At 33.3% G+C, this 23,184-nt stretch carries 24 protein-coding genes and 1 tRNA gene; 9 read left to right on the top strand and 16 right to left on the bottom strand.

Going from position 1 to position 23,184, the window contains the following annotated elements; translation table 11 throughout:
* Positions 1-7 precede the first annotated feature (7 nt).
* The 3 genes from AC3IPI_RS04985 to AC3IPI_RS04975 form a co-directional block, all read right to left on the bottom strand.
* Positions 8-613: a hypothetical protein gene (locus AC3IPI_RS04985; RefSeq protein WP_039113397.1), complete on the bottom strand. Its 606-nt coding sequence runs from the start codon at positions 611-613 to the stop codon at positions 8-10.
* Positions 614-800: 187 nt separating this feature from the next.
* Positions 801-2,486, bottom strand: a complete 1,686-nt coding sequence (locus AC3IPI_RS04980; RefSeq protein ID WP_039117457.1) for a sodium/sugar symporter — start codon at positions 2,484-2,486, stop codon at positions 801-803.
* A 63-nt stretch (positions 2,487-2,549) separates the two neighbouring features.
* Positions 2,550-3,602 carry an aldose epimerase family protein gene (locus AC3IPI_RS04975; protein WP_489157520.1) on the bottom strand — a complete coding sequence of 351 codons (1,053 nt, stop codon included), beginning with the start codon at positions 3,600-3,602 and terminating at the stop codon, positions 2,550-2,552.
* Between the two features lie 103 nt (positions 3,603-3,705).
* Between AC3IPI_RS04975 and AC3IPI_RS04970 the strand changes: the two genes are divergently transcribed.
* Together AC3IPI_RS04970 and AC3IPI_RS04965 are read left to right on the top strand one after the other, a co-directional pair.
* Positions 3,706-4,704, top strand: coding sequence for a GntR family transcriptional regulator (locus AC3IPI_RS04970; RefSeq protein WP_039113400.1), 999 nt, complete (start codon positions 3,706-3,708; stop codon positions 4,702-4,704).
* A 41-nt stretch (positions 4,705-4,745) separates the two neighbouring features.
* Positions 4,746-5,204 carry an OsmC family protein gene (locus AC3IPI_RS04965; RefSeq protein WP_489157517.1) on the top strand — a complete coding sequence of 153 codons (459 nt, stop codon included), beginning with the start codon at positions 4,746-4,748 and terminating at the stop codon, positions 5,202-5,204.
* A 95-nt stretch (positions 5,205-5,299) separates the two neighbouring features.
* Here the strand turns inward: AC3IPI_RS04965 and AC3IPI_RS04960 are convergent, their stop codons facing one another.
* The 8 genes from AC3IPI_RS04960 to AC3IPI_RS04925 form a co-directional block, all read right to left on the bottom strand.
* Complete coding sequence (locus tag AC3IPI_RS04960; RefSeq protein WP_489157515.1) at positions 5,300-5,890, bottom strand: DUF6705 family protein; 591 nt, start codon at positions 5,888-5,890, stop codon at positions 5,300-5,302.
* A 51-nt stretch (positions 5,891-5,941) separates the two neighbouring features.
* Complete coding sequence (locus tag AC3IPI_RS04955; RefSeq protein ID WP_489157513.1) at positions 5,942-6,529, bottom strand: DUF6705 family protein; 588 nt, start codon at positions 6,527-6,529, stop codon at positions 5,942-5,944.
* 11 nt (positions 6,530-6,540) lie between these two features.
* Positions 6,541-7,899 carry a hypothetical protein gene (locus AC3IPI_RS04950; RefSeq protein WP_489157511.1) on the bottom strand — a complete coding sequence of 453 codons (1,359 nt, stop codon included), beginning with the start codon at positions 7,897-7,899 and terminating at the stop codon, positions 6,541-6,543.
* 315 nt (positions 7,900-8,214) lie between these two features.
* Positions 8,215-9,645: a pyruvate kinase gene (gene pyk / locus AC3IPI_RS04945; RefSeq protein ID WP_086893866.1), complete on the bottom strand. Its 1,431-nt coding sequence runs from the start codon at positions 9,643-9,645 to the stop codon at positions 8,215-8,217.
* Positions 9,646-9,650: 5 nt separating this feature from the next.
* On the bottom strand, positions 9,651-10,139 hold the full coding sequence (locus AC3IPI_RS04940) for an IPExxxVDY family protein (RefSeq protein WP_035620033.1): 489 nt from the start codon (positions 10,137-10,139) through the stop codon (positions 9,651-9,653).
* A gap of 114 nt (positions 10,140-10,253) precedes the next feature.
* Positions 10,254-10,994 carry a ribonuclease III family protein gene (locus AC3IPI_RS04935; RefSeq protein WP_039113406.1) on the bottom strand — a complete coding sequence of 247 codons (741 nt, stop codon included), beginning with the start codon at positions 10,992-10,994 and terminating at the stop codon, positions 10,254-10,256.
* A 7-nt stretch (positions 10,995-11,001) separates the two neighbouring features.
* Positions 11,002-12,255: a beta-ketoacyl-ACP synthase II gene (gene fabF / locus AC3IPI_RS04930; protein ID WP_039113407.1), complete on the bottom strand. Its 1,254-nt coding sequence runs from the start codon at positions 12,253-12,255 to the stop codon at positions 11,002-11,004.
* Positions 12,256-12,503: 248 nt separating this feature from the next.
* Positions 12,504-12,740, bottom strand: coding sequence for an acyl carrier protein (locus tag AC3IPI_RS04925; RefSeq protein WP_007137004.1), 237 nt, complete (start codon positions 12,738-12,740; stop codon positions 12,504-12,506).
* A 175-nt stretch (positions 12,741-12,915) separates the two neighbouring features.
* Between AC3IPI_RS04925 and purN the strand changes: the two genes are divergently transcribed.
* The gene (gene purN / locus AC3IPI_RS04920; protein WP_039113409.1) at positions 12,916-13,482 is read left to right on the top strand and encodes a phosphoribosylglycinamide formyltransferase; all 567 of its coding nucleotides are present in this window, start codon (positions 12,916-12,918) and stop codon (positions 13,480-13,482) included.
* Between the two features lie 256 nt (positions 13,483-13,738).
* Positions 13,739-14,221 (top strand): ribonuclease HI, encoded by a 483-nt coding sequence (gene rnhA / locus AC3IPI_RS04915; protein ID WP_035620021.1) that lies wholly within the window; start codon positions 13,739-13,741, stop codon positions 14,219-14,221.
* A 58-nt stretch (positions 14,222-14,279) separates the two neighbouring features.
* Here the strand turns inward: rnhA and AC3IPI_RS04910 are convergent, their stop codons facing one another.
* The gene (locus AC3IPI_RS04910; RefSeq protein WP_039117460.1) at positions 14,280-14,627 is read right to left on the bottom strand and encodes a DUF6249 domain-containing protein; all 348 of its coding nucleotides are present in this window, start codon (positions 14,625-14,627) and stop codon (positions 14,280-14,282) included.
* 128 nt (positions 14,628-14,755) lie between these two features.
* Here AC3IPI_RS04910 and AC3IPI_RS04905 point away from each other — a divergent pair, with 128 nt between their 5' ends.
* The 4 genes from AC3IPI_RS04905 to AC3IPI_RS04890 all read left to right on the top strand — a co-directional run bounded on the left by AC3IPI_RS04905 (position 14,756) and on the right by AC3IPI_RS04890 (position 18,843).
* Complete coding sequence (locus AC3IPI_RS04905; protein ID WP_086896222.1) at positions 14,756-15,343, top strand: RNA polymerase sigma factor; 588 nt, start codon at positions 14,756-14,758, stop codon at positions 15,341-15,343.
* Entirely contained in the window at positions 15,327-15,728 is a 402-nt protein-coding gene (locus tag AC3IPI_RS04900) for a hypothetical protein (protein ID WP_039113412.1), read from the top strand. The genes AC3IPI_RS04905 and AC3IPI_RS04900 overlap by 17 nt, the downstream gene beginning before the upstream one ends.
* Before the next feature lie 202 nt (positions 15,729-15,930).
* Positions 15,931-16,854: a PfkB family carbohydrate kinase gene (locus AC3IPI_RS04895; RefSeq protein ID WP_039113413.1), complete on the top strand. Its 924-nt coding sequence runs from the start codon at positions 15,931-15,933 to the stop codon at positions 16,852-16,854.
* Between the two features lie 90 nt (positions 16,855-16,944).
* Positions 16,945-18,843, top strand: coding sequence for an amidophosphoribosyltransferase (locus AC3IPI_RS04890; protein WP_039113415.1), 1,899 nt, complete (start codon positions 16,945-16,947; stop codon positions 18,841-18,843).
* A 520-nt stretch (positions 18,844-19,363) separates the two neighbouring features.
* Here AC3IPI_RS04890 and AC3IPI_RS04885 read toward each other — a convergent pair.
* The 4 genes from AC3IPI_RS04885 to AC3IPI_RS04870 form a co-directional block, all read right to left on the bottom strand.
* On the bottom strand, positions 19,364-19,972 hold the full coding sequence (locus tag AC3IPI_RS04885; RefSeq protein ID WP_039113419.1) for a superoxide dismutase: 609 nt from the start codon (positions 19,970-19,972) through the stop codon (positions 19,364-19,366).
* A gap of 140 nt (positions 19,973-20,112) precedes the next feature.
* Complete coding sequence (gene pth, locus AC3IPI_RS04880; protein WP_039117465.1) at positions 20,113-20,739, bottom strand: aminoacyl-tRNA hydrolase; 627 nt, start codon at positions 20,737-20,739, stop codon at positions 20,113-20,115.
* A 439-nt stretch (positions 20,740-21,178) separates the two neighbouring features.
* Positions 21,179-21,790: a 50S ribosomal protein L25/general stress protein Ctc gene (locus AC3IPI_RS04875; RefSeq protein WP_039113422.1), complete on the bottom strand. Its 612-nt coding sequence runs from the start codon at positions 21,788-21,790 to the stop codon at positions 21,179-21,181.
* Positions 21,791-21,914: 124 nt separating this feature from the next.
* The gene (locus tag AC3IPI_RS04870; RefSeq protein ID WP_039116638.1) at positions 21,915-22,856 is read right to left on the bottom strand and encodes a ribose-phosphate pyrophosphokinase; all 942 of its coding nucleotides are present in this window, start codon (positions 22,854-22,856) and stop codon (positions 21,915-21,917) included.
* Positions 22,857-23,082: 226 nt separating this feature from the next.
* Between AC3IPI_RS04870 and AC3IPI_RS04865 the strand changes: the two genes are divergently transcribed.
* Positions 23,083-23,162 (top strand) — tRNA-Leu (locus tag AC3IPI_RS04865).
* The last annotated feature ends 22 nt before the right edge of the window (positions 23,163-23,184 follow it).

Below are 23,184 nucleotides of genomic sequence, written 5' to 3'. Positions count from 1 at the left end.
TTGAATCTTATTTGTATGCTTTCTTCAGAATCATTTTAGAAAGTGATTTTGCTGTTTTGGCATAACCTTCTCCAATTCTTGTTTCATTATTAAAATTATTTCCCCATTGATCTCCTGGGGCTTCTTCGCTTTTTATTTCTAATAATACATTTGATTTATTAGCTGTTTCTACAAATTTTAAATTAGTAGTAACTTTTGCTGGTTGTTTCATAATTCCTGCGTCCCAGCCCGGATAAATCCATACCGTTTGTACGATTAAAGTATATGGGGTATTTAAGCCTTCCTGAAAGTTTACGTCTTTACCAGCTTTAGATAATACAATGTTTCCTATTTCTAAAAATTTTGGAGTCCAGATTTGTTCTTTGGCAACGACCCATCTTTTGTACCAAAGATTTCCGTTTCCTTTTGCTTTTTTGTCTAAATCGACTTTGTGTTCTTCAACATATTGTGCTTCTGGTTTATTTTCTTTCATCATAGTAAAGTTGCTATAATCAAATTCGGTATTAATTTCTTTTTGGTCTTTCAAGAATTTAAAATCTCCAGATACAACTTTCATGTCTTGTGCAGACATTGCGAAAGAGAGAAATAAAAAGGCAACTATTAGTTTTTTCATTTTTTGTTTATGCTTAAACGGTTGGTTTATTAATTTTTTTAGTGCTCAAATGTAATTAAAGGTTATTTGTAAAGTGTTATTTGTCTTGTTAATTTTTAAAGTTCGCTTTTTAAAAGAACTTATTCTATTTAATAAAGAAAGGATACCATTTACAGTATCCTTTCTTTATTAATTAAGCTGTATCGTATTACCAGAACTTCACATATAGAGAGGCAATAATCAATAAAGTAATTACTATTAATACAGTTGTTTGTGGTTTTAATTTAAACATTGTAGTATCTAGCTCAAATGCTTTCGGGTTTACTTTTGGACCTGCAAAACTTATAAGAATCATTGCAAGTGTAGTAAAGCAGAAAGATAATCCCATACAAATATGGAACGGAATCTCATAAGCTCCTTTTCCGTTTGGATAAGCAGTATATAACAATGTATCGTTACCAAATAATATTGGAGCATATTCATTGAATAAAATAGATAATACAAAACCTAAAATCACACCTACAATAGCTGCGGCTCCAGTAGTTCTTTTCCAGAACATACCAAGAATAAACATGGCGAAAACTCCAGGGCTTATAAAACCAGTGTATTTTTGGATGTAGGTAAAACCTCCAACGCCACCAATTCCTAAAATATCATTCCAAGTAAATAAAACAGCCAAAAGCATTGCAGCAAAAACAGCAATTCGACCGATGTTTACTTGTTGTTTTTCACCAGCTTCTTTTTGGATATATTTTTTATGAATGTCTAGCGTATAAATAGTCGAAATACTATTTACTTTACCAGCCAATGAAGCTACAATTGCTGCGGTTAATGCAGCTACTGAGAGTCCTTTTAATCCTGTTGGTAAAAAAGTTAGTACCGCAGAGTACGCTCCATCTTTTCCGCCAACAAGTTGAGGTAAATGTCCGTTTTGATATAAAACATAAGCGGCGATACCAGGTAACATAACAATTAGAGGCATTAATAATTTTAAGAAACCAGCAAATAATATACCTGTACGAGCAGTTTGCAAATCGGCACCCAAGGCTCTTTGAGTAATGTATTGGTTACAACCCCAATAGTTAAGGTTGATAATCCAGATACCAGCTACGTAAGACAATATACCAGGGAAAGTTAAGTACTTATCTATTTCTAGTTGAGAAGAAGTTGCAGTTGGTTTTGGGATAATCATTTTAAAATGTTCTGGAGCTTCTCGCATCAAAACTTTAAAACCGGCAATTGCATTTTGACCCACGCCAAAATATTGTCCTACAGTTGTTAAAGCAATATAAGAAGTTACTAATCCGCCTATGATTAATACAGCAACCTGAATAACATCTGTGTAAGCAACAACTTTCATCCCTCCTAATGAAATTATCAAAGCAAAAAGTGCCAATCCTATCATAATAACATGAAGGTATTCTCCTCCCGCCAATCCGTTGATAGCTACAGCTCCTAGGTATAAAATAGAAGTAAGGTTTACAAAAACATACAGAAACAACCAAAAAACAGCCATAATCAAAGCTGTTGATTCATTATAACGTGTTTTTAGAAACTGAGGCATAGTGTATATCTTATTTTTAAGATAAACAGGAATAAACCATACGGCTACAATTATTAAAGTGATGGCAGCAACCCATTCGTAAGCCGCAACTGCAATTCCTAAAAAGAAACCTTCGCCGCTCATTCCGATAAACTGTTCTGCCGAAATATTTGACGCGATTAATGAAGCTCCAATTGCCCACCAAGTCAGGTTTCCTTCGGCAAGGAAATAAGCTTTGGCGTCTTTTTCGTCTTTTTTACGTTTGCGATATATAGTATAACCGTAGGTAGATACTACAATAAAGTAGATTATAAAAACCGCATAATCTGCGATGGCAAGGTTTTGGTTCATGGTTAATTGTGTTTAAGGAGGTAATTAATATAAAGTATTTCGTGGTTATAGTTATTGGTTTTTTTAAATACACTGAAATTTATAGACAGTTTTATGATGGTATTTATCTTCTTTTCTTAGTATCGAATTAGGAAAACGAGATTGATTAGGCGCATCGGGATAGTTTTGAGTTTCAAAACAAATACCGCTTAAAGCATGATAAATAACGTCTTCTTTTCCTTTTATTTCGGTGGAGCAATTACCACCTACAAAAACATGTACACTTGGCTGATCTGTATAAACCGTCATTCGCAATCTGCTTGTTGGGCTATAAAGTGCAGCGGCAATATCATTTTTAGTTTCTATTATAAATGAATTATCAATAATAGGCGGACAGTTTGCAGGAGTTCTAAAATCGAAAGGATGGTTTAAAAGATTTAAGATATTTCCTGTTGGGATATTCTCAGAGGATGTTTCTAATATTTTATCCGAGTTTACAATCATTTCTTGGTCAGTAACGCTAGAACCATGTCCGTTAAGATTAAAATAACTGTGATTCGTTAAGTTTATAATGGTATCCTGTGTCGTAGTAGCATTATATTCTAATTGTAGCTCATTGTCATCAGTTAGCGTATAGGTTAGGCTTACAGACAAATCTCCGGGATAATTTTCTTCATTTGCAGGACTTAAAAGAGTCATGGTTATTGATTGATTTTCACCTTCGGTAATTGCTTCAACTTCCCACTTTTTCTGAGCAAAACCTATAGTTCCGCCATGTATAGCATGATTGTTATTGTTTTTGTTTAAAAGATAAGTCTTATCATTTAAGGTAAAAGTTCCGTTGTTTATTCTGCCGGCATATCGTCCTATTGTTGCGCCAAAATAAGGAGCGCCAGAAAAAGAGTATGATTTTAAATATTTTTCTAAGGTATCAAAACCCAAAACCACATCTATAAGATTTCCGTTTTCAAGCGGTACGATTAAGGAAGTAATCGTTGCACCATAATCGATAATAGTGGCTTGCATGCCATTTTTATTGGTTAATTTATAGGAATGAATAGCTTCGTTGTCAGGTAATATACCAAAGAATTCTTTTGTGTTTATATCTGTAAAATGTGATTTGTGTTTTATTTTCATTATTTTTTTGTGAAAAATGAAATTCAAAAATATGTATATTATTAATGTAATCCATACCAGCACCTACCAGTTTTTTGTATATTGCATGAAAATATTATCTTTTATGAATATAATTTCTATCCAGAATAATCTAGGTATTCCTAAATACAAACAGATTATAGCTTCAATCGAGAGTAGTATTAATAAGAAAAACTTAAAGAAAGGCGATAGATTGCCATCGGTAAATAAAGTGTGTTTGGCTTTTTCTTTATCAAGAGATACTGTTTTGCAGGCTTATGATGAATTAAAAAAAAGAGGGATTATTTATGCCATACCAGGAAAGGGATATTATATTAAAAGTGTCGAAATCACAATCAAAGAGCGCGTTTTTTTACTTTTTGATGAGCTTAATAATTTTAAGGAAGATATCTATATTTCCTTTTTAAGAAATATTGGAGAAGAAGTACAAGTTGATATCTTTTTTTATTATTTCAATACAAAGGTTTTTAAGAAACTAATAAATGATAATAACGGAGCATACACTAAATATATAATTATGCCAACCGATTTGGCAGATGCAGCTTCCTGTATAAATACCCTACCAGTAAATGAAGTTTATATTTTGGATCAGACGAGTGAAGCTTTAAAAGCATATCCATCAGTTTGTCAGAATTTCCCAAAAGATATTTATGATGCATTAGTTAAGGGAAAACCTAAGCTAGATAAGTACAACAAATTAATTATGATTTTTCCAGGATTTAGAGAACCTTTAGGAATGAAAATTGGATTTCTTAATTTTTGTAATGATTTTTTATTTGAGAATGAAGTGATTACTGAGTTTAGAGAAAGAGAAATTAAAGTAGGAGAAGTATATATTATTCCTAATGACAGAGATTTGGTTCGGGTTATTGAAAAAGCAAAGCGTCAGGATTTAAAACTTGGTCACGATTTCGGAATTATCTCTTACAATGAAACACCATTAAAAAAAGTGGTAGAAAACGGGATAACAACTATTTCGACAAATTTTGAAGAAATGGGAAAAATTATGGCAAAGATGGTTTTGTCTGGAAAGAAGCAAAACATCGAAAACAAATCGTCACTGATCATGCGTAACTCATTATAATCGGAAACTCAGAAGTTGCATTTTTTAACTAATAAAAAAATATGGGATTTAAACATTTATTTAAAGCAGAAGCCAAATGGTCATCAAGTAAAAACGAGAAAGGTTTCGTTTCTAAAAATCATGAGATAATAATTGAAGGAAAGCCTGTTATGAGTGTTTCTGCGGCAAAAGCTTTTAAAGGCGACGCAGAGTTATATAACCCGGAAGATATGTTGTTAAGCAGTCTGGTTTCGTGCCACATGATGTCATATCTTTATGTATGCAGTCAAAACGGAATCGAAGTTTTGGGTTATTCTGATAATGCTGAAGCAACTCTTGAAGTGGAATTTGACGGAAGCGGACGCTTTACTGAAGTTCGATTAAATCCAAAAGTTACTATCGCTAATCCTGATAAAATTCAATTAGCATTAGAACTGCACAAAAAAGCAAATCAGTTATGTTTTATAGCTAATTCTTGTAATTTCCCAATATTGCATAATGCTAGTTGTGAAGTGGTTTAGAATGCCATATTTGAGTTTCTGAATGTTATCAGTTTTTCATCCATAAAAAAAATTAAAATCCCCGACCATGATAACAATCGGGGATTAAGCTTGGATTACTGCTTGGTTAATAGAATTACATCTTTTACGACTTGATTTGACACAGGTAAAACCTGCTCTCTATTTTCCGGACATTCTCCCGGCACGCTTAAATCACTATTAGGAATAAGAAACAGCGTGATTTGTGTGGGTGTTTTGGTATCTACAATATAAACATTACCGCTTTGTCCACATTCGGGATACCTGCCCATATAATTGGATACATAATAGGAAGCTTTTTTGTCACCAAAGTAATCGCCTTCAATTACGTACGGAGCATCATTGGGTAAATTTCGGGTGTCTTCCAGAACGGCACCGTTACTTGTGGTTATTAAATAACGAATTCGTAATTCGTCTATATAAGTACCGCCTGAAAGATCCTTTTTAAATTTGGTTATTACAAAAGTGTATTTTTTTCCATTGGTACTGCCTGTCCAGGTTCCCAAGTACTTATTGAGTAAGTTATTTACATCCTTAAGATATACCCCATCAGGAATTCCATTATCTGCATGTCTGTATTCTATTAGTTTTTCTACAGGCACTATTTGTTGTGCTTTGCAGGATAATGACACTAGTAGTATGCCTGCTAAAATTATTGCTTTTTTCATCTATCAAGAATTAAAATCCCCGACCATAAATGATCGGGGATTAAACTAGAATTATTGTTTGGTTAACAAGACTTCTTCTTTTATGACTTGATTTGACACTGGTAAGAGCTGTTCTCTCTTTTCAGGGCATTCCCCCGGCATTGTTAAATCACTATCCGGTATAAAAAACAGCTTGATTTGTGTGGGTGTCTTAGTATCTACAATATAAAGACTACCACTTTGTCCGCATTCGGGATACCTGCCCATATAGTGGGACACATAATAGGAACCTTTATCGCTCCCAAAGGCGCCAGTTTTAATTACGTAAGGAGAATCATTGGGCAAGCTTCTGGTATCTTCCAGAACCGTCCCATTACTTGTGGTTATTAAATAATGAATTCGTAATTCATCTTTAGAAATACCTAAGAAATCTTTTTTAAAATTGGATATTACAAAGGTGTAATTTTTTCCATTGGTACTGCCTGTCCAGGTCCCCAAGTATTTATTAAGTAAATTATTTACATCTTTAAGATATGCTCCATCTGGGATTCCATTATTAGCATCTCTATATTCGGCAGCCTTTTCTAAAGGTATTATTTGTTGTGCTTTGCAGGATAATGACAGTAGTAGTATGCCTGCTATAATTATTGTTTTTTTCATGTTTATTTGTTTTAACATTTTATGCCACTTAGGGCTTTGTTTACATTCATTAGTTTCCTCTCGGAGGTTCCGTCTTTGTTTATTTTATACAATTCAAGATTATTTATTTTTACGATTTCACCTAGAAATTTTAAAAACCCCAATTCTACATTATCTTTTATAAAATAAGTTTTATAAACTTCATCTAAGCTTCTCCAATTAAGATCCCTCATCTCACTTATATCGTCGGAGGTAAAACGCAACTGGTAGGTTCCCGAGCTGGACACCATGGTACCATATACCTCCATGATGGGGATCTTGTTGTTATGGGCGTTTTTTACCAAGCTTAAAAAACTACCAATATCCTGGGGCGAAAATATTTTTACAGGTGCATAAATTATAGGTTCCCCATCAGGATTCACTTCCCCCGAATCATAAGGTTCTATATGCGTGTGTATATAACCTATTATATCCGGATCTGTAGGTAAATCTAATTGGTTTTTACCTATTGCTGTAAGAGGTGTAAAAGGGCCTTTTACACTCTGGGAATATCCTGTTTCAAATTTTAGATTCGTTTTACCTCTTAGTTCGTCCATTTTGGCGATAAAATTGGCATTGGCCACTAGTTTATGAATATTGTAGCAAGGGTCGTTATTGCTCCCAGGTGCCGAGGCACTGCCGCCGCTACCACCACTTCCACCAGGATTATTTGTTTGACCACCACTTCCAGTAGTTCCTCCCCCAGCAAGCGGCGGTGTATATCTTATTATAACAGATGGGTTGTGGTTTTTTCCGCTACCACTACCCGTACTTACCAAGACTTCATTTAAGTCTATAGGTGGTGCTTTGTGCGTAATAGCGAGCGTTTTGGTATCGTCATCGGTATTAATCTCTACAGATGGGACATCATAAATGTTTTCACCATTTTCGAATCCTGCTCCTTTTACAAAACCGTCTCTTAAATCCCAGGTAATAATAAAACCAGTAAAAGTATCCAGATTTTTAAATCCGTCTATTATTTTACCTCCTCTGGGAAAAGGGAATAATTCATGAATCTGGGCGATATAGCCTTTACCCCATGGATAAATGTACAACATTTTTTCCCCCATATATTCCGGGTTTTCAATAACATCCTTCAGTGGTAGTCTTACTGCCATTGTACCGTCCTGGAGTTTAATATTGGCGGCAGATTCCCATTGGTGCTCTAATTCCTGGAATAATGGGAGAAAATTTCCTTCGGCTTTGTAATCGGTAAACCAATTTCTGGAGGCATTAATAGCCTGCTGATCTGTATCAGGTTGGGTACTGGTTTCTTCATGTGCACAATTTGTGACTAACATTGCAAAAACAAAAATAAGTAAGGTTTTTACACTTTTCTTGATTTTTTTCATGTCATAATGGTTTAGTGGTTGGTTAATAAATTAATTATAAAGGCATAATCTATGACCAATCAAACCACTACATATCTGTCAAAAGTTATTATAGCAATAGAATAAGGCAAATTAATTAATATGCGAAAATTCCATAGTGTTTTCGCTTAGTCTTGATAATTAAATGAAAGAGAATAAATTTTAATTATCAAGAAAAAACCTATATTAAAAAATAAAGACTTTGAATAAGAATTTAAAAGAGGGAGTTATAAAAGCAAAAAAAATCCGTCAAGTAGAAACTACAAGACGGATTTAATATTTTGAAATCAGATAAGATTACTCTATTTCAGAAACTCTCATGGTGTTTACCATTCCTTTATCTTTAATAGGCATTGCTGCTAGGTTGATTAAGTAATCACCTTTTACAACATATCCTTTATCTTTTACGATTTGATTTACATCGGTTACAGTATCATCAGTACTTACATCTTTGTCATAGTAGAATGATTTAACTCCCCATAAAAGACTTAATTGAGTTAAGATTCTTTTGTTAGAAGTAAATACTAAAATGTGAGCAGACGGTCTCCAAGCCGAAATTTGGAAAGCAGTATAACCACTATTTGTTAATGTGCAAATTGCTTTAGCTTTAATAACGTTAGCCATAAGCGCAGCTTGCTGACAAATTGTTTTAGTAATAAAACGTTTTGTTTTTATTTGTGGTGTGTTTTGTGGAACATGAATTAGCGGAGAGTCTTCAACAGCTTCGATAATTTGTGTCATTTTTTGGATAACCTGAACAGGATAGTTTCCTGCAGCAGTTTCTCCAGATAGCATTACAGCATCAGCACCATCCATAACAGAGTTTGCAACGTCGTTTACTTCCGCACGAGTTGGAGTTAAACTAGTAATCATAGTTTCCATCATTTGTGTTGCCACAATTACAGGAATACGAGCAGTTTTTGCTCTGCGGATTAATTCTTTTTGAACCAATGGTACTTCGTGAGCAGGAAGTTCAACTCCTAAATCTCCACGAGCAACCATTAAAGCGTCGCAATAAGCAACGATTTTATCCATATTCTCTAATGCCTCTGGCATTTCGATTTTAGCTACAATCGGAATTTTATAATCAGAATGTTTATCAATTAACTCTTGTAAGTCTTGTAAGTCACGTGGTGTTTTTACAAAAGAAAGAGCTAACCAGTCTACTTTTTGCTCAATAGCAAAAATTGCATCTGCAATATCTTTTTCTGTCAATGCAGGTAAAGATATTTTAGTATTAGGAAGGTTTACACCTTTTTTAGATTTTAATTCACCACCTTGAATAACTACAGCGGTAACTTCTGTTTTTTTATCAGTTGTAAGGATCTCAAAGATAAGTTTTCCATCATCTAATAAAATACGCTCTCCAGGATTTACATCATTTGGAAAGTTTTGGTACTTCATGAAAACTTTTTTTGCAGTACCTATAATATCTTCCGCAGTAGTAAAAGTGATTACATCGCCATCGTTTACTACAACTCCTTCTTCCATTACTCCTACACGAAGTTTAGGTCCTTGTAAATCTCCGAGTATTGCCGTGGTATAACCAAACTCTTCGTTAAGTCCTCTAATAATGTTGATTTTCTCTTTTACTCCTTCGTAATCTGCATGCGAAAAATTAACTCTAAACACATTAACACCTGCTTCGATCATGTCCTTGATGATCTCTCTAGTTCCACATGCAGGCCCAAGTGTGGCTACAATTTTGGTTTTTTTGTTTGTAAGCATTTCTATTAAAAAATTAAATTGTTTTTTGATTTTATTTTATTTGTATCAACTATATAAACCGTTGAGATGGTATCAATGGTATTTAATATTTGTTGTATTTTTAATATATCGAAAGCTTCCTCACTCTTTTCAATTTTTAAAAAATAATCAACTTTTTTAAACTCAGGTAGTAGATATACTTTTGTGGCGACCTCCATCGAAGTATCTGAAAATAAATCCTGACTGTCATTTGGTGTATTCTGAATGACTTCGTTTTTATTTTGAATTAAATCCCAATAAAGTTCTTTTTCTTCATCGTAATAATCAAATCGTGAAAAATGAGTCTCACCTTCTTTCACATTAATTTGGATTTCATTTTTACTTTTACTCAAAAGAACCGGGAAGTTTTGATTGATAAAATAAGCCAGTCGATAATCTTCCATAGAAGTATGTATGGCAATCAAATTATAATCAATTTCATCAAATTCGCCTAATTCTAATTTATGAATAGCCATTTCCTGAAAAAATAAGTTGTAAATATACTATTTCTATTGCTGGTTCAATAGTTAAGATTGGTATGTTTTTGTTAATTTATAAACGAAAACGATGTAGTTTTAAGAAAACTAGTTTTATTTCTTGTCCATTTTTTCTTGAAATGCAAAATACGCACGTTGTGATGCTTTTTCTTCTGCTTTCTTTTTGGAAGTTGCTCGCGCTCTTGCGACTACTTTATCGTCAATACTTAATTTAACGCCAAATAAACGTTCTCCACCAATGCCATTATCCTCAAAAATATCATAATGGAATATCTTTTTCTCTTTCTGACACCATTCAATAACTAAGCTTTTGTAGCTTATAACTTTTCCCTCAAGTCGGGTAATATCTACATACGGACCGATTACGCTACTTTGGATAAATTTTTCACAAAAAGAATACCCTCTGTCAAGATAAATGGCTCCAATAAGCGATTCGAAAATGTTACCATGAATGTTTTCTCCAAAGTGTTGTAAAGGCACTTTGCTTTCTATAAAACGAGCCAGATTAAGATCTTTTCCAAGTTCGTTCAAATGTTCTCTACTTACGATTTTAGAACGCATCTTGGTTAGATAACCTTCATCTCCAGCAGGAGCTTTATTAAAGAGATGTGCTGCAATTACAGCACTTAGCATTGCATCTCCAAGAAATTCTAAACGTTCGTAGTTAATAGGATTTCCGTTTTCGTCCAGTCGATTAGAAGAGCGATGAGTAAAGGCTTTCTTATAAAATTGAAGCGAAATAGGTGGAAAACCAAGGATTTTTTGAATAGAATCAAAAAAAATCCCGTCTTCTTGAGAACGGGATTTTGAAAATATTTTTTTGAAAATACTCATAAGAAAATTAGTCAACTAATTTTTTAAATAAAACACAAGCATTGTGACCTCCAAAACCAAAAGTGTTACTCATAGCAACATTTACTTCTCTTTTTTGAGGTTTGTTTAGTGTTAAATTTAATGAAGGATCTATTTTTTCATCAGCAACCGTATGATTGATTGTTGGAGGAACAATACCGTGTTGCATAGCAAGTATAGAAGCAATAGCTTCGATAGCACCAGCAGCACCAAGTAAGTGTCCAGTCATAGATTTTGTAGAGTTGATATTGATGTTTTTGGCATGATCACCAAAAACAGCACTAATCGCTTTTAATTCAGCAACATCTCCAAGTGGAGTAGATGTACCGTGCGTATTAATATGATCAACATCTTCAGGTTTCATACCAGCATCACGTAATGTGTTTTTCATTACAGCAATAACACCAAGTCCTTCTGGATGAGGTGCTGTTAAGTGGTACGCATCAGATGACATTCCGCCACCGCCAATTTCGCAATATATTTTTGCTCCACGTGCTTTAGCGTGTTCGTAATCTTCAAGTACTAATGCACCAGCTCCTTCACCTAAAACAAAACCGTCACGAGTAGCGTCAAAAGGTCTTGAAGCAGTCTCAGGGCTATCATTTCTGGTTGATAAAGCATGCATAGAGTTAAAACCTCCCATTCCTGCAATTGTAATAGCAGCTTCAGATCCACCAGAGATGATAATATCACACATTCCTAAACGAATGTAGTTAAAAGCATCAATAAGTGCATTGGCAGAAGAAGCACAAGCAGAAACAGTTGTATAATTTGGTCCCATATAACCATTTCTCATAGAAATGTGTGCAGGGGCAATATCAGCAATCATTTTAGGAATAAAAAACGGATTGAATTTTGGTGTTCCGTCTCCTTTAGCGTAGTAAATAACTTCTTCTTGAAAAGTTTCTAAACCACCAATTCCAGCTCCCCAGATAACTCCAACTCTTTCTTTGTCGACGTTGTCATCAGTAAGACCAGCATCTTTTATAGCTTCGTCACTTGCGGCAACAGCATATTGAGCAAATTTATCTAGTCTACGAGATTCTTTACGATCCATAAAATCTTCGATGTTGAAGTTTTTTACTTCACAAGCAAATTTCGTTTTATGTTTCTCTGTATCGTAATACGTTATTGGGGCAGCACCGCTTACTCCATTAATAAGCGCGTTCCAATAATCCTGGATGTTATTCCCAATAGGGGTAAGTGCGCCTAATCCTGTTACAACAACTCGCCTTAATACCATAAATAATGTGTTTTATTAGCTTTAAACAAATAAAACCCACGCTTTCTTGATTGTATTATATTACAAAAGAGCCATGGGTATTACAATATAAATATATTTTTTTGATTGAAAATCAACCCAAAATTTAAATTTTTATAAAAAATAATAACACCCGATTTCTAAAAATTCCAATTTTTTGAAATTTCAAATTCCAATCTTGGAATTTGATTTTTGATTTTTGTAATTTTTAAGAGTCGGGTGGGAATTTATTATTTTTTAGCTTCTTCGATATAAGAAATAGCTTGACCTACAGTAGCAATGTTTTCTGCTTGATCGTCTGGAATTTGGATATCAAATTCTTTTTCGAATTCCATAATAAGCTCAACAGTGTCTAATGAGTCAGCTCCTAAATCATTAGTGAAGCTTGCTTCTGTTACAACTTCGTTTTCGTCAACACCTAATTTGTCTACGATAATCGCTTTTACTCTTGATGCAATGTCTGACATAATCTTTAATTTTAGAATTTAATTTGTTGGCAAAAATAAAAAACTTTATTTTAAAACCACGATTTAGTTAATAAATGTAACACTAATTTATAAAATTAATTTCAACAAAGGGGTTCGAATGTTATTTATTTTGGTTTTTTATTCCGTTTTTTGCAAAAAATAAATCAATTCGAGTATGAAAAAAATTATTGTTTTTGCTTCAGGTTCAGGGAGTAACGCCGAAAACATAATAAAATATTTCGCTGAAACACAAATTGCAAATGTGGTTTCTGTGTTTACCAATAACGCTAATGCGAAAGTAATTGAAAGAGCCAAAAACTACCAAGTTGAGGCCCAAATTTTCACCAAAACCGAATTAATTGACGGTAATGTACTACAAAAAGTAAAATTAATTGATCCAGATTTGATCGTTTTGGCTGGATTCTTACTTCAATTCCCAAAAAACATTATCGAGGCATATCCTAATAAAATAATTAACATTCATCCTGCATTATTACCTAATTATGGAGGGAAAGGAATGTATGGAATGCACATTCACAGAGCAATAGTCGAAAATAAGGAAAAAGAGACAGGAATAAGTATTCATTATGTAAATGAGAATTATGATGAAGGAGCGATTATCTTTCAGGAAAAAGTAGCTTTGATTGATACGGATACAGCAGAAGATGTGGCTGCTAAAATCCATGAATTAGAGCAAAAACACTTTCCAGAAGTGATTGATAGATTAATTAGACTGGCTTAGACTTCTTAGATTTTTAGACTTTTAATTGGAATCATAAATTTTATTCTAGATTTAAAAAAAAGAATTGAATTGATGTTTTGTTATGAATTTTTAAGTTATCATAAATGAAGCTAATTGTTTAATGATCCAATAATCGAACAGTCTAAGAAGTCTAAAAGCGAAGCAAGTCTACTGTCTAAGTAGTCTAACAATCTAAGAAGTCTAAGTAAGTCTAGATTCTAAGTAGTCTAAAATCTAATAATCTAAGCAGTCTAAAATGAATCAACACGAAGTACATATATATACAGATGGCGCGGCTAAGGGGAATCCTGGTAATGGGGGATATGGAGTAGTTATGGAATTGGTTGGAACACCACATAAAAAGGAATATTATGAAGGATTCCGTCTAACTACAAATAACAGGATGGAACTTTTGGCAGTAATAGTAGGTTTAGAAAAACTTAAAAAACCAAATATGAAAGTTCTTGTTATTTCAGATTCAAAATATGTGGTTGATTCTGTTTTAAAAAAATGGGTTTTTGGTTGGGAAAAGAAAAAGTTTGTTGGGAGAAAAAATCCTGACTTATGGAAACGTTTTTTGGTTATTTATAGAAAACACCAAGTTGATTTTAAATGGATAAAAGGACATAATAATCATCCTCAAAATGAGCGTTGCGATGAATTGGCAGTTATGGCTTCCATGCAAAAGCAACTTTCTATAGATGCTTATTATGAAAATATAGGATCTAAAGAAGCATAAAAAAACGTGTCAGGGAAATATTTCCCTGACACGTTTTTTTTAAAGAAATTGTATTGTTTTATTCTTTGTCTAAATCTTTAGATTTATTGAAACCTACAAGTAATCCAATTCCTGCCATGGTAAAAATTGTAGATGGATAAACTGCACCATCTTGCAAAGAAGTGTACGTTGTAATTAGCAAGGCAATGAAAATTCCAATTCCGCTTCCTATTAATAAAAAGGCAAAATTTAAAATAAGGACTTTCCATATTGGTGTACTATTGTTTTTTCCTTTCATGAAAATACTGGCATCGACACCTTTTTCTATGAGAGCTAATCGTTCTCTGTTTCTGGTAGAATAAATAAGATAGACAATTCCGAATATCATTAAGAAAAGGCTAATTGGCACTAAAATTTGTGGTCCCATAATTTTTATAATTTAATTGATTGATATTCCATATGACGAGATAAGTTTAACTGAGGTTACAGATTTTGTCAAAAAAAATATTTTAACTTAGTTGTAACCTTAATGAGTTTGTTGTCGTCATATGGAATATGGATAAAGTAAATGATCAGTATTATATCAATCAGGTTCTTTTAGGGGAAACTAATATGTTTGCAGTATTAGTTGATCGTTATAAAGACATGATCTTTACTATGGCTATAAAGATGGTAAAAAATAGAGAAATAGCCGAGGAAGTTTCTCAGGATACCTTTATTAAGATTTTTAATTCCTTGAATAAGTTTAAAGGAGATTCTAAGTTTTCGACCTGGATTTATAAAATAGCCTATAACACGTGTTTGGATTATTTGAAGAAGAATAAGAAAGATGAAAATCACGTTGTTATTGATGAACTTAAAGGATATTTGATTAAAACTACTGATAATGCTTTAAGTATTTTGGAAAATCAAGAACGGAAGCAAGATATCCAGAATTGTTTAAATTTGTTACCAAGTGAAGAAAGTTTTCTATTGACACTTTTCTATTTTGACGATCAGAATTTAAATGAAATAGCTAAAATCATGGATATTAGTGTCAGTAATGTCAAAGTGAAGTTATTCCGGAGTAGAAAAAAATTAGCAGTTATTTTAAAAGAGCAATTAGAACCTGAAATATTAGATTATTATGAAAGAGAGCGATGAATATTACGAAAATTTAGTAGACAAAGTTATGGCAGAAAGTGCTTTGCAAAAGCCTTCAGCTGATTTTACTTCAAAGATCATGTCACAAATTTTAATTGCAGAGAAAAGTAAAGCTATTGTGTATAAACCACTAATTTCAAAATCTGTTTGGTTTGTAATTCTGGTATGCTTAATTGCTTTTGTCGGGTATGTAATTTTTGGTGGGAACGAAACGAAACAAAACGATTTGGTTGTAAGTGATTTGCTTTATTCTAAAATTGATAATATGACTCCTTTGTTTCAGTTTTCAAAAAACACATCTTATGCAGTTTTAATTGTAGCTTTAATGGCCTTGATTCAGATACCAGTATTGAAGAATTATTACGATAAAAGATATAGATTCTAAATCGCGTTTTTTAGGTTTTTCTGATTTATTTATTCTTATAAATGTAAGAAATAATCCAATATTTGTAAGGTGTAAGTATTTGGTTTTTAGTGTATTTGGTTGATTTATTGAGTTTCGTTTTTTATGAAAATTTTGATACGATCAATCGTTGCAACTCTGAAACTTATAAAGTATCTTTGCACCTTAATTCGAAATTCATAAAATGAATAAATTACTGATTGTCGGAACAGTTGCTTTCGATGCTATTGAAACCCCTTTTGGGAAAACAGATAAAATATTAGGTGGTGCAGCGACATATATTGGTTTGTCGGCATCGTTTTTTAACCTACAATCGGCTATTGTTTCTGTAGTTGGAGATGATTTTCCTCAAGAACATTTAGATTTATTAACTTCAAGAAATATTGATATTTCTGGACTTGAAATCGTAAAAGGTGGGAAAACTTTCTTTTGGAGCGGACTTTACCATAACGATTTGAACTCAAGAGATACATTAGCGACAGAGCTTAATGTATTGGCAGATTTTCAGCCTAAAGTTCCACAAAGCTTCAAAGATGCTGATGTTGTAATGTTAGGTAATTTACATCCTCTTGTACAAAGCAGTGTTTTAGATCAAATGGAATCAAAACCAAAATTAGTAGTTTTGGATACGATGAACTTTTGGATGGATTGCGCTTTACCAGAATTATTAGACGTTATAAAACGTGTTGATGTAATTACAATTAATGATGAAGAAGCAAGACAACTTTCTGGTGAATATTCATTAGTTAAAGCGGCTGCAAAGATTCATACTCTTGGACCAAAATATGTGGTAATCAAGAAAGGAGAACACGGAGCATTATTATTTCATGATAAAGAAGTGTTTTTTGCACCAGCATTACCTTTAGAAGATGTTTTCGATCCAACTGGAGCTGGAGATACTTTTGCAGGAGGTTTTGCAGGGTTTATTGCACAGAGTGAAAATGTTTCTTTTAAGAACATGAAAAATGCAGTAATTTATGGATCAAATTTAGCTTCATTTTGTGTAGAGAAATTTGGGACAGAAAGAATGGTTGCCTTAGATAAAAACGAAGTAGTTGCGAGATTAAAACAATTTAAGTCGCTAACTCAGTTTGACATAGAACTATAAAGAATTAAAGCCTCGTTCACGGGGCTTTTTTGATTTTGTTATTACAAAGAATAGTACAAACTACAACAACAACACACAAACACAAATACAATGAGCGACGCTTTAAAACACGAATGTGGTATAGCTTTGGTTAGACTTCTTAAACCGCTTGAATATTACAAAGAAAAATACGGAACAGCTTTTTATGGGGTACAAAAAATGTACCTTATGATGGAGAAACAGCATAACCGTGGACAAGATGGTGCTGGTTTTTCAAGCATCAAATTAGATGTTGAACCAGGACAACGATACATAAGTAGAGTTCGTTCTAATCACGCACAACCAATACAAGATGTTTTTAAACAAATAAATGAGCGTATTAATGAAGAGATGACTTTGCATCCTGAATACGCAAATGATGTTGCAAAACAAAAAGAAAATATTCCGTATATAGGAGAGTTATTTTTAGGACACGTTCGTTACGGAACTTTTGGTAAAAATAGTATCGAAAGTGTACATCCATTTTTACGTCAGAGTAACTGGATGCATCGTAATCTTATTTTGGCGGGTAACTTTAACATGACAAATGTTAAAGAACTTTTCGAAAATTTAGTAGAGCTTGGACAACATCCTAAAGAAATGGCGGATACAGTTACAGTGATGGAGAAAATTGGTCACTTTCTTGATAAAGAAGTAATGTCTTTATATCAGGATTGTAAACAAGAAGGATATTCTAAAAGAGAAGCTTCTCCAGTAATTGCAGACCGATTGGATATTGGAAAAATATTAATGCGTTCAGCTAAAAATTTAGATGGAGGATATGCAATGGCTGGTTTATTAGGTCATGGTGATGCTTTTGTTTTTAGAGATCCAGCTGGAATTCGTCCTGCTTATTTTTACCAAGATGATGAAGTAGTAGTTGTAGCTTCAGAAAGACCAGTTATTCAAACAGTTTTTAATGTTCCTTTTGAAAGCGTTCAGGAAATTGAACCAGGAAATGCATTAATCATTAAGAAAAGTGGTAAAGTTTCTATGGAAGAAATTTTAACACCAACAGTTAAAAAAGCATGTTCGTTTGAAAGAATCTACTTTTCAAGAGGTAGTGATGCTGAAATATATCAAGAACGTAAAAACTTAGGTAGATTAATTTTGCCTGCAGTTTTAAATGCAATTGATAGTGATACAGATAATACTGTTTTCTCTTATATCCCGAATACAGCAGAAACCTCTTTTTATGGTTTGGTTGAAGCAGCGCAGGATTTCTTAAATCAGAGAAAAAACAATTATATAATAGCTAATAGAAATACGCTTACTGCCGAAACGTTGCAAGAATTACTTGCTGTAAAAATACGTACAGAGAAAGTAGCTATTAAAGATGCTAAATTAAGAACCTTTATTACAGAAGATAGTAGCCGTGATGATCTTGTGGCTCACGTATATGATGTAACATATGGTGTAATAAAACCAACTGATAATTTGGTGATTATCGATGATAGTATTGTTCGTGGAACTACACTTAAAATGAGCATCATAAAAATGATGGATCGTTTAAATCCTAAACGAATTGTTATAGTATCATCGGCGCCACAAATTCGTTTCCCTGATTGTTATGGAATCGACATGGCAAAACTAGAAGGATTGGTAGCTTTTAGAGCAGCATTAGAATTATTAAAAGAGCGTAATCTATATCATATTGTAGATGAAGTATATGCTAAATGTAAAGCACAAGAAAATTATTTGGATAGTGATGTTGTAAATTATGTTACAGCAATTTACGATCCATTTGAACCACAAGAGGTTTCAGATAAAATTGCTGAAATGTTGAGTTCACCAGAAATAAAAGCCGAAGTAAAAATTATTTTCCAAACCGTAGAGGATTTACATATTGCTTGTCCTAAAAATCTAGGAGACTGGTATTTTACAGGAGATTATCCTACTCCGGGAGGAAATAGAGTGGTAAACCGCGCTTTCATGAATTTTTACGAAGGAAAAGACGCCAGAGCGTATTAAAAAGCATAACAAAAGGTTAAAAAGTGCATTTCATCGGTTTTTTTTGCCGTTTATCTTGATTGTTTGGTAAAAATGCACTGCTAACATACTTTTGAAAGACCATAACATTAGTAGGTTAAGTTTATGGTAGATTTGGGGCAAAAAGGGTGGAAGCAATTCCACCTTTTTTATTGGAATCAAGTCAAGGAGAAGGACTTAAAAAGGTCTTCTAATGATGAAATAAGTCTAATCATCGATTTTATTTGTAGTTCAACAGGAATATTTGGTATAGCTACAATGTCGACATACATTTGAAGAACCATAACATTAGTAGGTTAAGTTTATGGTAGATTTGGGGCAAAAAAGGTGGAAGAGATTCCACCTTTTTTATTTTTTATTAAGTAGAGAAAAGAATAAAGAACATAGAAAAAAGATTGCAGATTTAAGACAAAGAGAATTTAAAAAATTAAACATAAAAAAAGACGGATAGCAATTAAGCCATCCGTCTTTTTTCTTTACTCTTTTTTCTATTATCTCAAGACTATTTATCTAAAGCAAATCTTCTAGCAACTTCAGTCCAGTTAATTACACTGAAAAAAGCTTCGATATAATCAGGTCTTCTGTTTTGGTAGTTTAAATAGTAAGCATGCTCCCAAACATCCATTCCTAAAATTGGAGTTCCTTCGCAACCTACTTCTGGCATTAATGGATTGTCTTGGTTTGGTGTTCCACAAACGTCTAACTTTCCTCCTTTAAGTACGCATAACCAAGCCCATCCAGAACCGAATTGTGTTGCACCAGCTTTAGCAAACTTAGCTTTAAACTCTTCAAAAGTTCCAAAAGAAGCTTCGATAGCTGCTAATAAATCTCCTGTAGGTAATCCGCCTCCGTTTGGTGACATTACTGTCCAGAATAAATTGTGATTGTAGTATCCACCACCGTTGTTACGAACTGCAGCGTTTTTTTTATCTAAATTGATTAGGATGTTCTCGATTGTTTTTCCTTCTAAATCTGTTCCTGCAATTGCTGCATTAAGATTTGTTGTGTAAGCATTGTGATGTTTTGTATGGTGGATTTCCATTGTACGAGCATCAATATGTGGTTCTAATGCGTCATACGCATAAGGTAATTGTGGTAATTCGAAAGCCATAATATTATTGTTTTACGATTTATAATTAAATTTAATCCAAATTTATACATTTAAGTTTGGAATAGAAAATACTATTTGACTATAATCAAATTAAATTAATTGATAATCTGATTTTTTGGCACTTATGTTTTCGGGGTTTCTTACTTCCCGTTATAAGTTGTCATTGTATTTTCGAGACCAGCAGTTCCGAAGGATTTGATTATTTCAGATGCTATTTCAAGACGTTCAGGTAGTTTTGCTTTTTCGGTTTCATCCCATTCGCCTAATACATAATCTACTTGTTGACCTTTTTTAAACTCGTCGCTTATCCCAAATCTAAAACGGGTATATTGTTGCGTGTTTAAAACCAAGTTAATATTCTTAAGTCCGTTATGACCTCCATCACTTCCTTTTGGTTTAATACGAATTGTTCCGAATGAAAGGTTAAGGTCATCGGTAATTACCATAATATTTTCTAACGGAATATTTTCTTTATCCATCCAATACTTCACCGCTTTACCACTCAGGTTCATGTAAGTATTTGGTTTTAAAAGCAAAAATGTTCTTCCTTTAAATTTATATTCGGCAAGTGAACCTAGTTTTACGGTTTCGAAAGAGATGCTTTCTTTTCGTGCTAAAAAGTCGACTATTTTAAAACCTATGTTATGTCTTGTGTTTACGTATTCTGCGCCAATGTTGCCTAATCCTACGATTAAAAATTTCTTCATATAATCTGATTTCTCTTCTGTTTTTGTTGATGAAAACAGGTTTGTTATCCATTTTATCATTTTACAAAAGTAAGCTTAATTAGATAATGGGGCAATTGGATAATTAGAAAATATGATAATTAGATAGCTTCCTTTTTTGTGGGTTTGTAGCACAAAGAGTGCTAAAGGGAAGGGGTGCAGATTTAAACGAATGATTTTAACCACAAAGTGTGTTAAAATTAACGCAGAGGTCGCAAGAGGAAAAAGGGAATGTAGATTTTGGTGTTTTTAGTCAGAACCTCAGGATCTTCGCGTTTTTTTAACATTTGAAAAACCAAGCGTAATTGTTAGCCCTGATAGTAGCGGCATCCTTTTATTTTCTTTTAAAATAAAAGATATAGCGAATAGCAGGAGGTCTAGGTTGTTTGAAATCGAGAAATTTCTGCTCCTGGAAAATAAAAGGCAAAAAAAAACACCAGTTTTGCAACTGATGTTTTTTTTGTAATAGTTTGAAAAAAAATTATTTTTTCTTTCCTTTTGCTGGAGCTTTTGCAGCTTTTGCAGCTTCTTGAGCAGCTTTCATAGCAGCACGAGAAATTCTTACTTGGCAAACAACTGTGTTGTCTGGGTGCATAATTTTGTATTCTGGTGCACCAACTTTAGTAACGTATAATTTGTTACCCATTTCAAGTGGAGTAATGTCTGCTTCAACAAAATCCGGAAGGTTTTTAGGTAATGCTTTTACTTTAAGTTTACGAGTGTTTAAACGTAAAACACCTCCACCAAGAACACCTTTAGATGTACCAACAACTTTTACTGGAACTTCCATAGTGATTTCTTTGTCATCAAATAATTGAAAGAAGTCAATGTGTAAGATTTTGTCAGATACTGGGTGAACTTGAATGTCTTGTAAAATTGCATTGAATGATTTTCCTTTTCCAAGCTCAATCACAACTGTGTGTGCGTTTGGAGTGTAAACCAAGTTTTTAAATGCCATAACTTCTGCTGAGAAATGAACTGCCTGATTTCCTCCGTATAATACGCAAGGAACCAATCCAGCATTACGTAAGGCTTTAGTTGACACTTTACCCACGCTTTCTCTTTCTGATCCTTTAATTGTAATCGATTTCATTGTAAAAAAAATATAGTTATTAATAAATATTCAAATTGTTATAAGCTTTAGGCACCAGGCTTTAAGCTTTTTTTTTGTAATCGTGAAACAGCTTACGGCTTAAAACCTAAAGCATATTGCATTTTTACATTATAAATTTTCCACTAATGGAATTGTTGTGGTGCACCATGTGCATAACTTCGGCAAAAAGAGGTGCACAACTCAACACTCTTATTTTCTTTGATTCCTTTTTTAGCGGGATTGAATCTGTTACGATTAACTCGCTTAATTTAGAATTCTCTATTTTCTCATAGGCATCCCCAGAAAGAATAGCATGTGTACAAATAGCTCTAACGCTCAATGCTCCTTTTTCGATCATTAAATCGGCTGCTTTTGCTAATGTACCACCAGTATCGATCATGTCGTCTACCAATATTACGTTTCTGCCTTTTACTTCACCAATTAATTCCATGGTGTCGATTATATTGGCAACTTTTCTTTGTTTGTAACAAATCACTACATCTGATTCTAAAAATTTAGAATAAGCATAAGCTCTTTTTGAACCTCCCATATCTGGAGAAGCGATTGTTAAATTTTCCAAACCTAAACTTTCTACGTATGGTAAAAAGATTGTTGAAGCAAAAAGATGATCTACTGGTTTCTCAAAGAATCCTTGAATTTGATCTGCATGCAAATCCATTGTCATAATTCTTGTTGCTCCTGCAGCATCTAATAGATTGGCTACTAATTTAGCTCCAATCGGTACTCTTGGCTTGTCTTTTCTATCTTGTCTAGCCCAACCAAAATATGGTATTACAGCTGTAATATGTCTGGCTGATGCACGTTTTGCTGCATCAATCATAAGTAACAATTCCATCAAATTATCTGCTGTTGGAAATGTCGAACAAACAATAAATACACGTAACCCTCTGATAGACTCTTCATATGATGGCTGAAATTCACCATCGCTATAAGTTGACATTGTAACCTTACCTAACGGTATCCCGTATTGTTTTGCAATTTTTTCGGCAAGATAAACACTTTTTGAACACGCAAAAATTTTAGCTTCTGGTTCTAGGTGCGACATTATAATTTGTTGTTTTGTAGTTAGTTGTGTGTGCGTCGTTTTAACGAGGTGCAAATTTATAAAATTTATTGAACACTGAAAGGAAAATTTTAAGTATTTTGTTAGAAAATGTAAAATATTTTTATAAATTTGCACCGTGTTAAAGGAACAAGAGTTTATTATAACGATAAAAATTGTTCTATTGCGTTAAAATAATTGATTTATTAATTATTTTTTCGTCTGCTAAGCCCGGATGGCGGAATTGGTAGACGCGCTGGTCTCAAACACCTGTGGGAAACCGTGCCGGTTCGACTCCGGCTCCGGGTACATAAAAACCTCGTAATCGATT

The organism is Flavobacterium sp. GL_143 (assembly GCF_057834355.1).
Note: the sequence above shows the minus strand (reverse complement) of the source record. Positions and strands in the feature narration are given on the sequence as shown.

Excerpts from the sequence above, each read along its gene's own strand:
- AC3IPI_RS04940 (WP_035620033.1), bottom strand. The coding sequence starts at position 10,139 with ATGGCTATTCATAAATTAGAATTAGGCGAATTTGATGAAATTGATTAT.
- AC3IPI_RS04985 (WP_039113397.1), bottom strand. The coding sequence starts at position 613 with ATGAAAAAACTAATAGTTGCCTTTTTATTTCTCTCTTTCGCAATGTCT.
- AC3IPI_RS04970 (WP_039113400.1), top strand. The coding sequence starts at position 3,706 with ATGAATATAATTTCTATCCAGAATAATCTAGGTATTCCTAAATACAAA.
- AC3IPI_RS04905 (WP_086896222.1), top strand. The coding sequence starts at position 14,756 with ATGGATAAAGTAAATGATCAGTATTATATCAATCAGGTTCTTTTAGGG.
- AC3IPI_RS04895 (WP_039113413.1), top strand. The coding sequence starts at position 15,931 with ATGAATAAATTACTGATTGTCGGAACAGTTGCTTTCGATGCTATTGAA.
- AC3IPI_RS04900 (WP_039113412.1), top strand. The coding sequence starts at position 15,327 with ATGAAAGAGAGCGATGAATATTACGAAAATTTAGTAGACAAAGTTATG.
- fabF (WP_039113407.1), bottom strand. The coding sequence starts at position 12,255 with ATGGTATTAAGGCGAGTTGTTGTAACAGGATTAGGCGCACTTACCCCT.
- AC3IPI_RS04980 (WP_039117457.1), bottom strand. The coding sequence starts at position 2,486 with ATGAACCAAAACCTTGCCATCGCAGATTATGCGGTTTTTATAATCTAC.
- AC3IPI_RS04965 (WP_489157517.1), top strand. The coding sequence starts at position 4,746 with ATGGGATTTAAACATTTATTTAAAGCAGAAGCCAAATGGTCATCAAGT.
- AC3IPI_RS04890 (WP_039113415.1), top strand. The coding sequence starts at position 16,945 with ATGAGCGACGCTTTAAAACACGAATGTGGTATAGCTTTGGTTAGACTT.
- AC3IPI_RS04960 (WP_489157515.1), bottom strand. The coding sequence starts at position 5,890 with ATGAAAAAAGCAATAATTTTAGCAGGCATACTACTAGTGTCATTATCC.
- pyk (WP_086893866.1), bottom strand. The coding sequence starts at position 9,645 with ATGCTTACAAACAAAAAAACCAAAATTGTAGCCACACTTGGGCCTGCA.
- AC3IPI_RS04870 (WP_039116638.1), bottom strand. The coding sequence starts at position 22,856 with ATGTCGCACCTAGAACCAGAAGCTAAAATTTTTGCGTGTTCAAAAAGT.
- AC3IPI_RS04955 (WP_489157513.1), bottom strand. The coding sequence starts at position 6,529 with ATGAAAAAAACAATAATTATAGCAGGCATACTACTACTGTCATTATCC.
- AC3IPI_RS04975 (WP_489157520.1), bottom strand. The coding sequence starts at position 3,602 with ATGAAAATAAAACACAAATCACATTTTACAGATATAAACACAAAAGAA.
- rnhA (WP_035620021.1), top strand. The coding sequence starts at position 13,739 with ATGAATCAACACGAAGTACATATATATACAGATGGCGCGGCTAAGGGG.
- AC3IPI_RS04910 (WP_039117460.1), bottom strand. The coding sequence starts at position 14,627 with ATGGGACCACAAATTTTAGTGCCAATTAGCCTTTTCTTAATGATATTC.
- AC3IPI_RS04875 (WP_039113422.1), bottom strand. The coding sequence starts at position 21,790 with ATGAAATCGATTACAATTAAAGGATCAGAAAGAGAAAGCGTGGGTAAA.
- AC3IPI_RS04935 (WP_039113406.1), bottom strand. The coding sequence starts at position 10,994 with ATGAGTATTTTCAAAAAAATATTTTCAAAATCCCGTTCTCAAGAAGAC.
- AC3IPI_RS04885 (WP_039113419.1), bottom strand. The coding sequence starts at position 19,972 with ATGGCTTTCGAATTACCACAATTACCTTATGCGTATGACGCATTAGAA.
- pth (WP_039117465.1), bottom strand. The coding sequence starts at position 20,739 with ATGATAAAATGGATAACAAACCTGTTTTCATCAACAAAAACAGAAGAG.
- AC3IPI_RS04950 (WP_489157511.1), bottom strand. The coding sequence starts at position 7,899 with ATGAAAAAAATCAAGAAAAGTGTAAAAACCTTACTTATTTTTGTTTTT.
- AC3IPI_RS04925 (WP_007137004.1), bottom strand. The coding sequence starts at position 12,740 with ATGTCAGACATTGCATCAAGAGTAAAAGCGATTATCGTAGACAAATTA.
- purN (WP_039113409.1), top strand. The coding sequence starts at position 12,916 with ATGAAAAAAATTATTGTTTTTGCTTCAGGTTCAGGGAGTAACGCCGAA.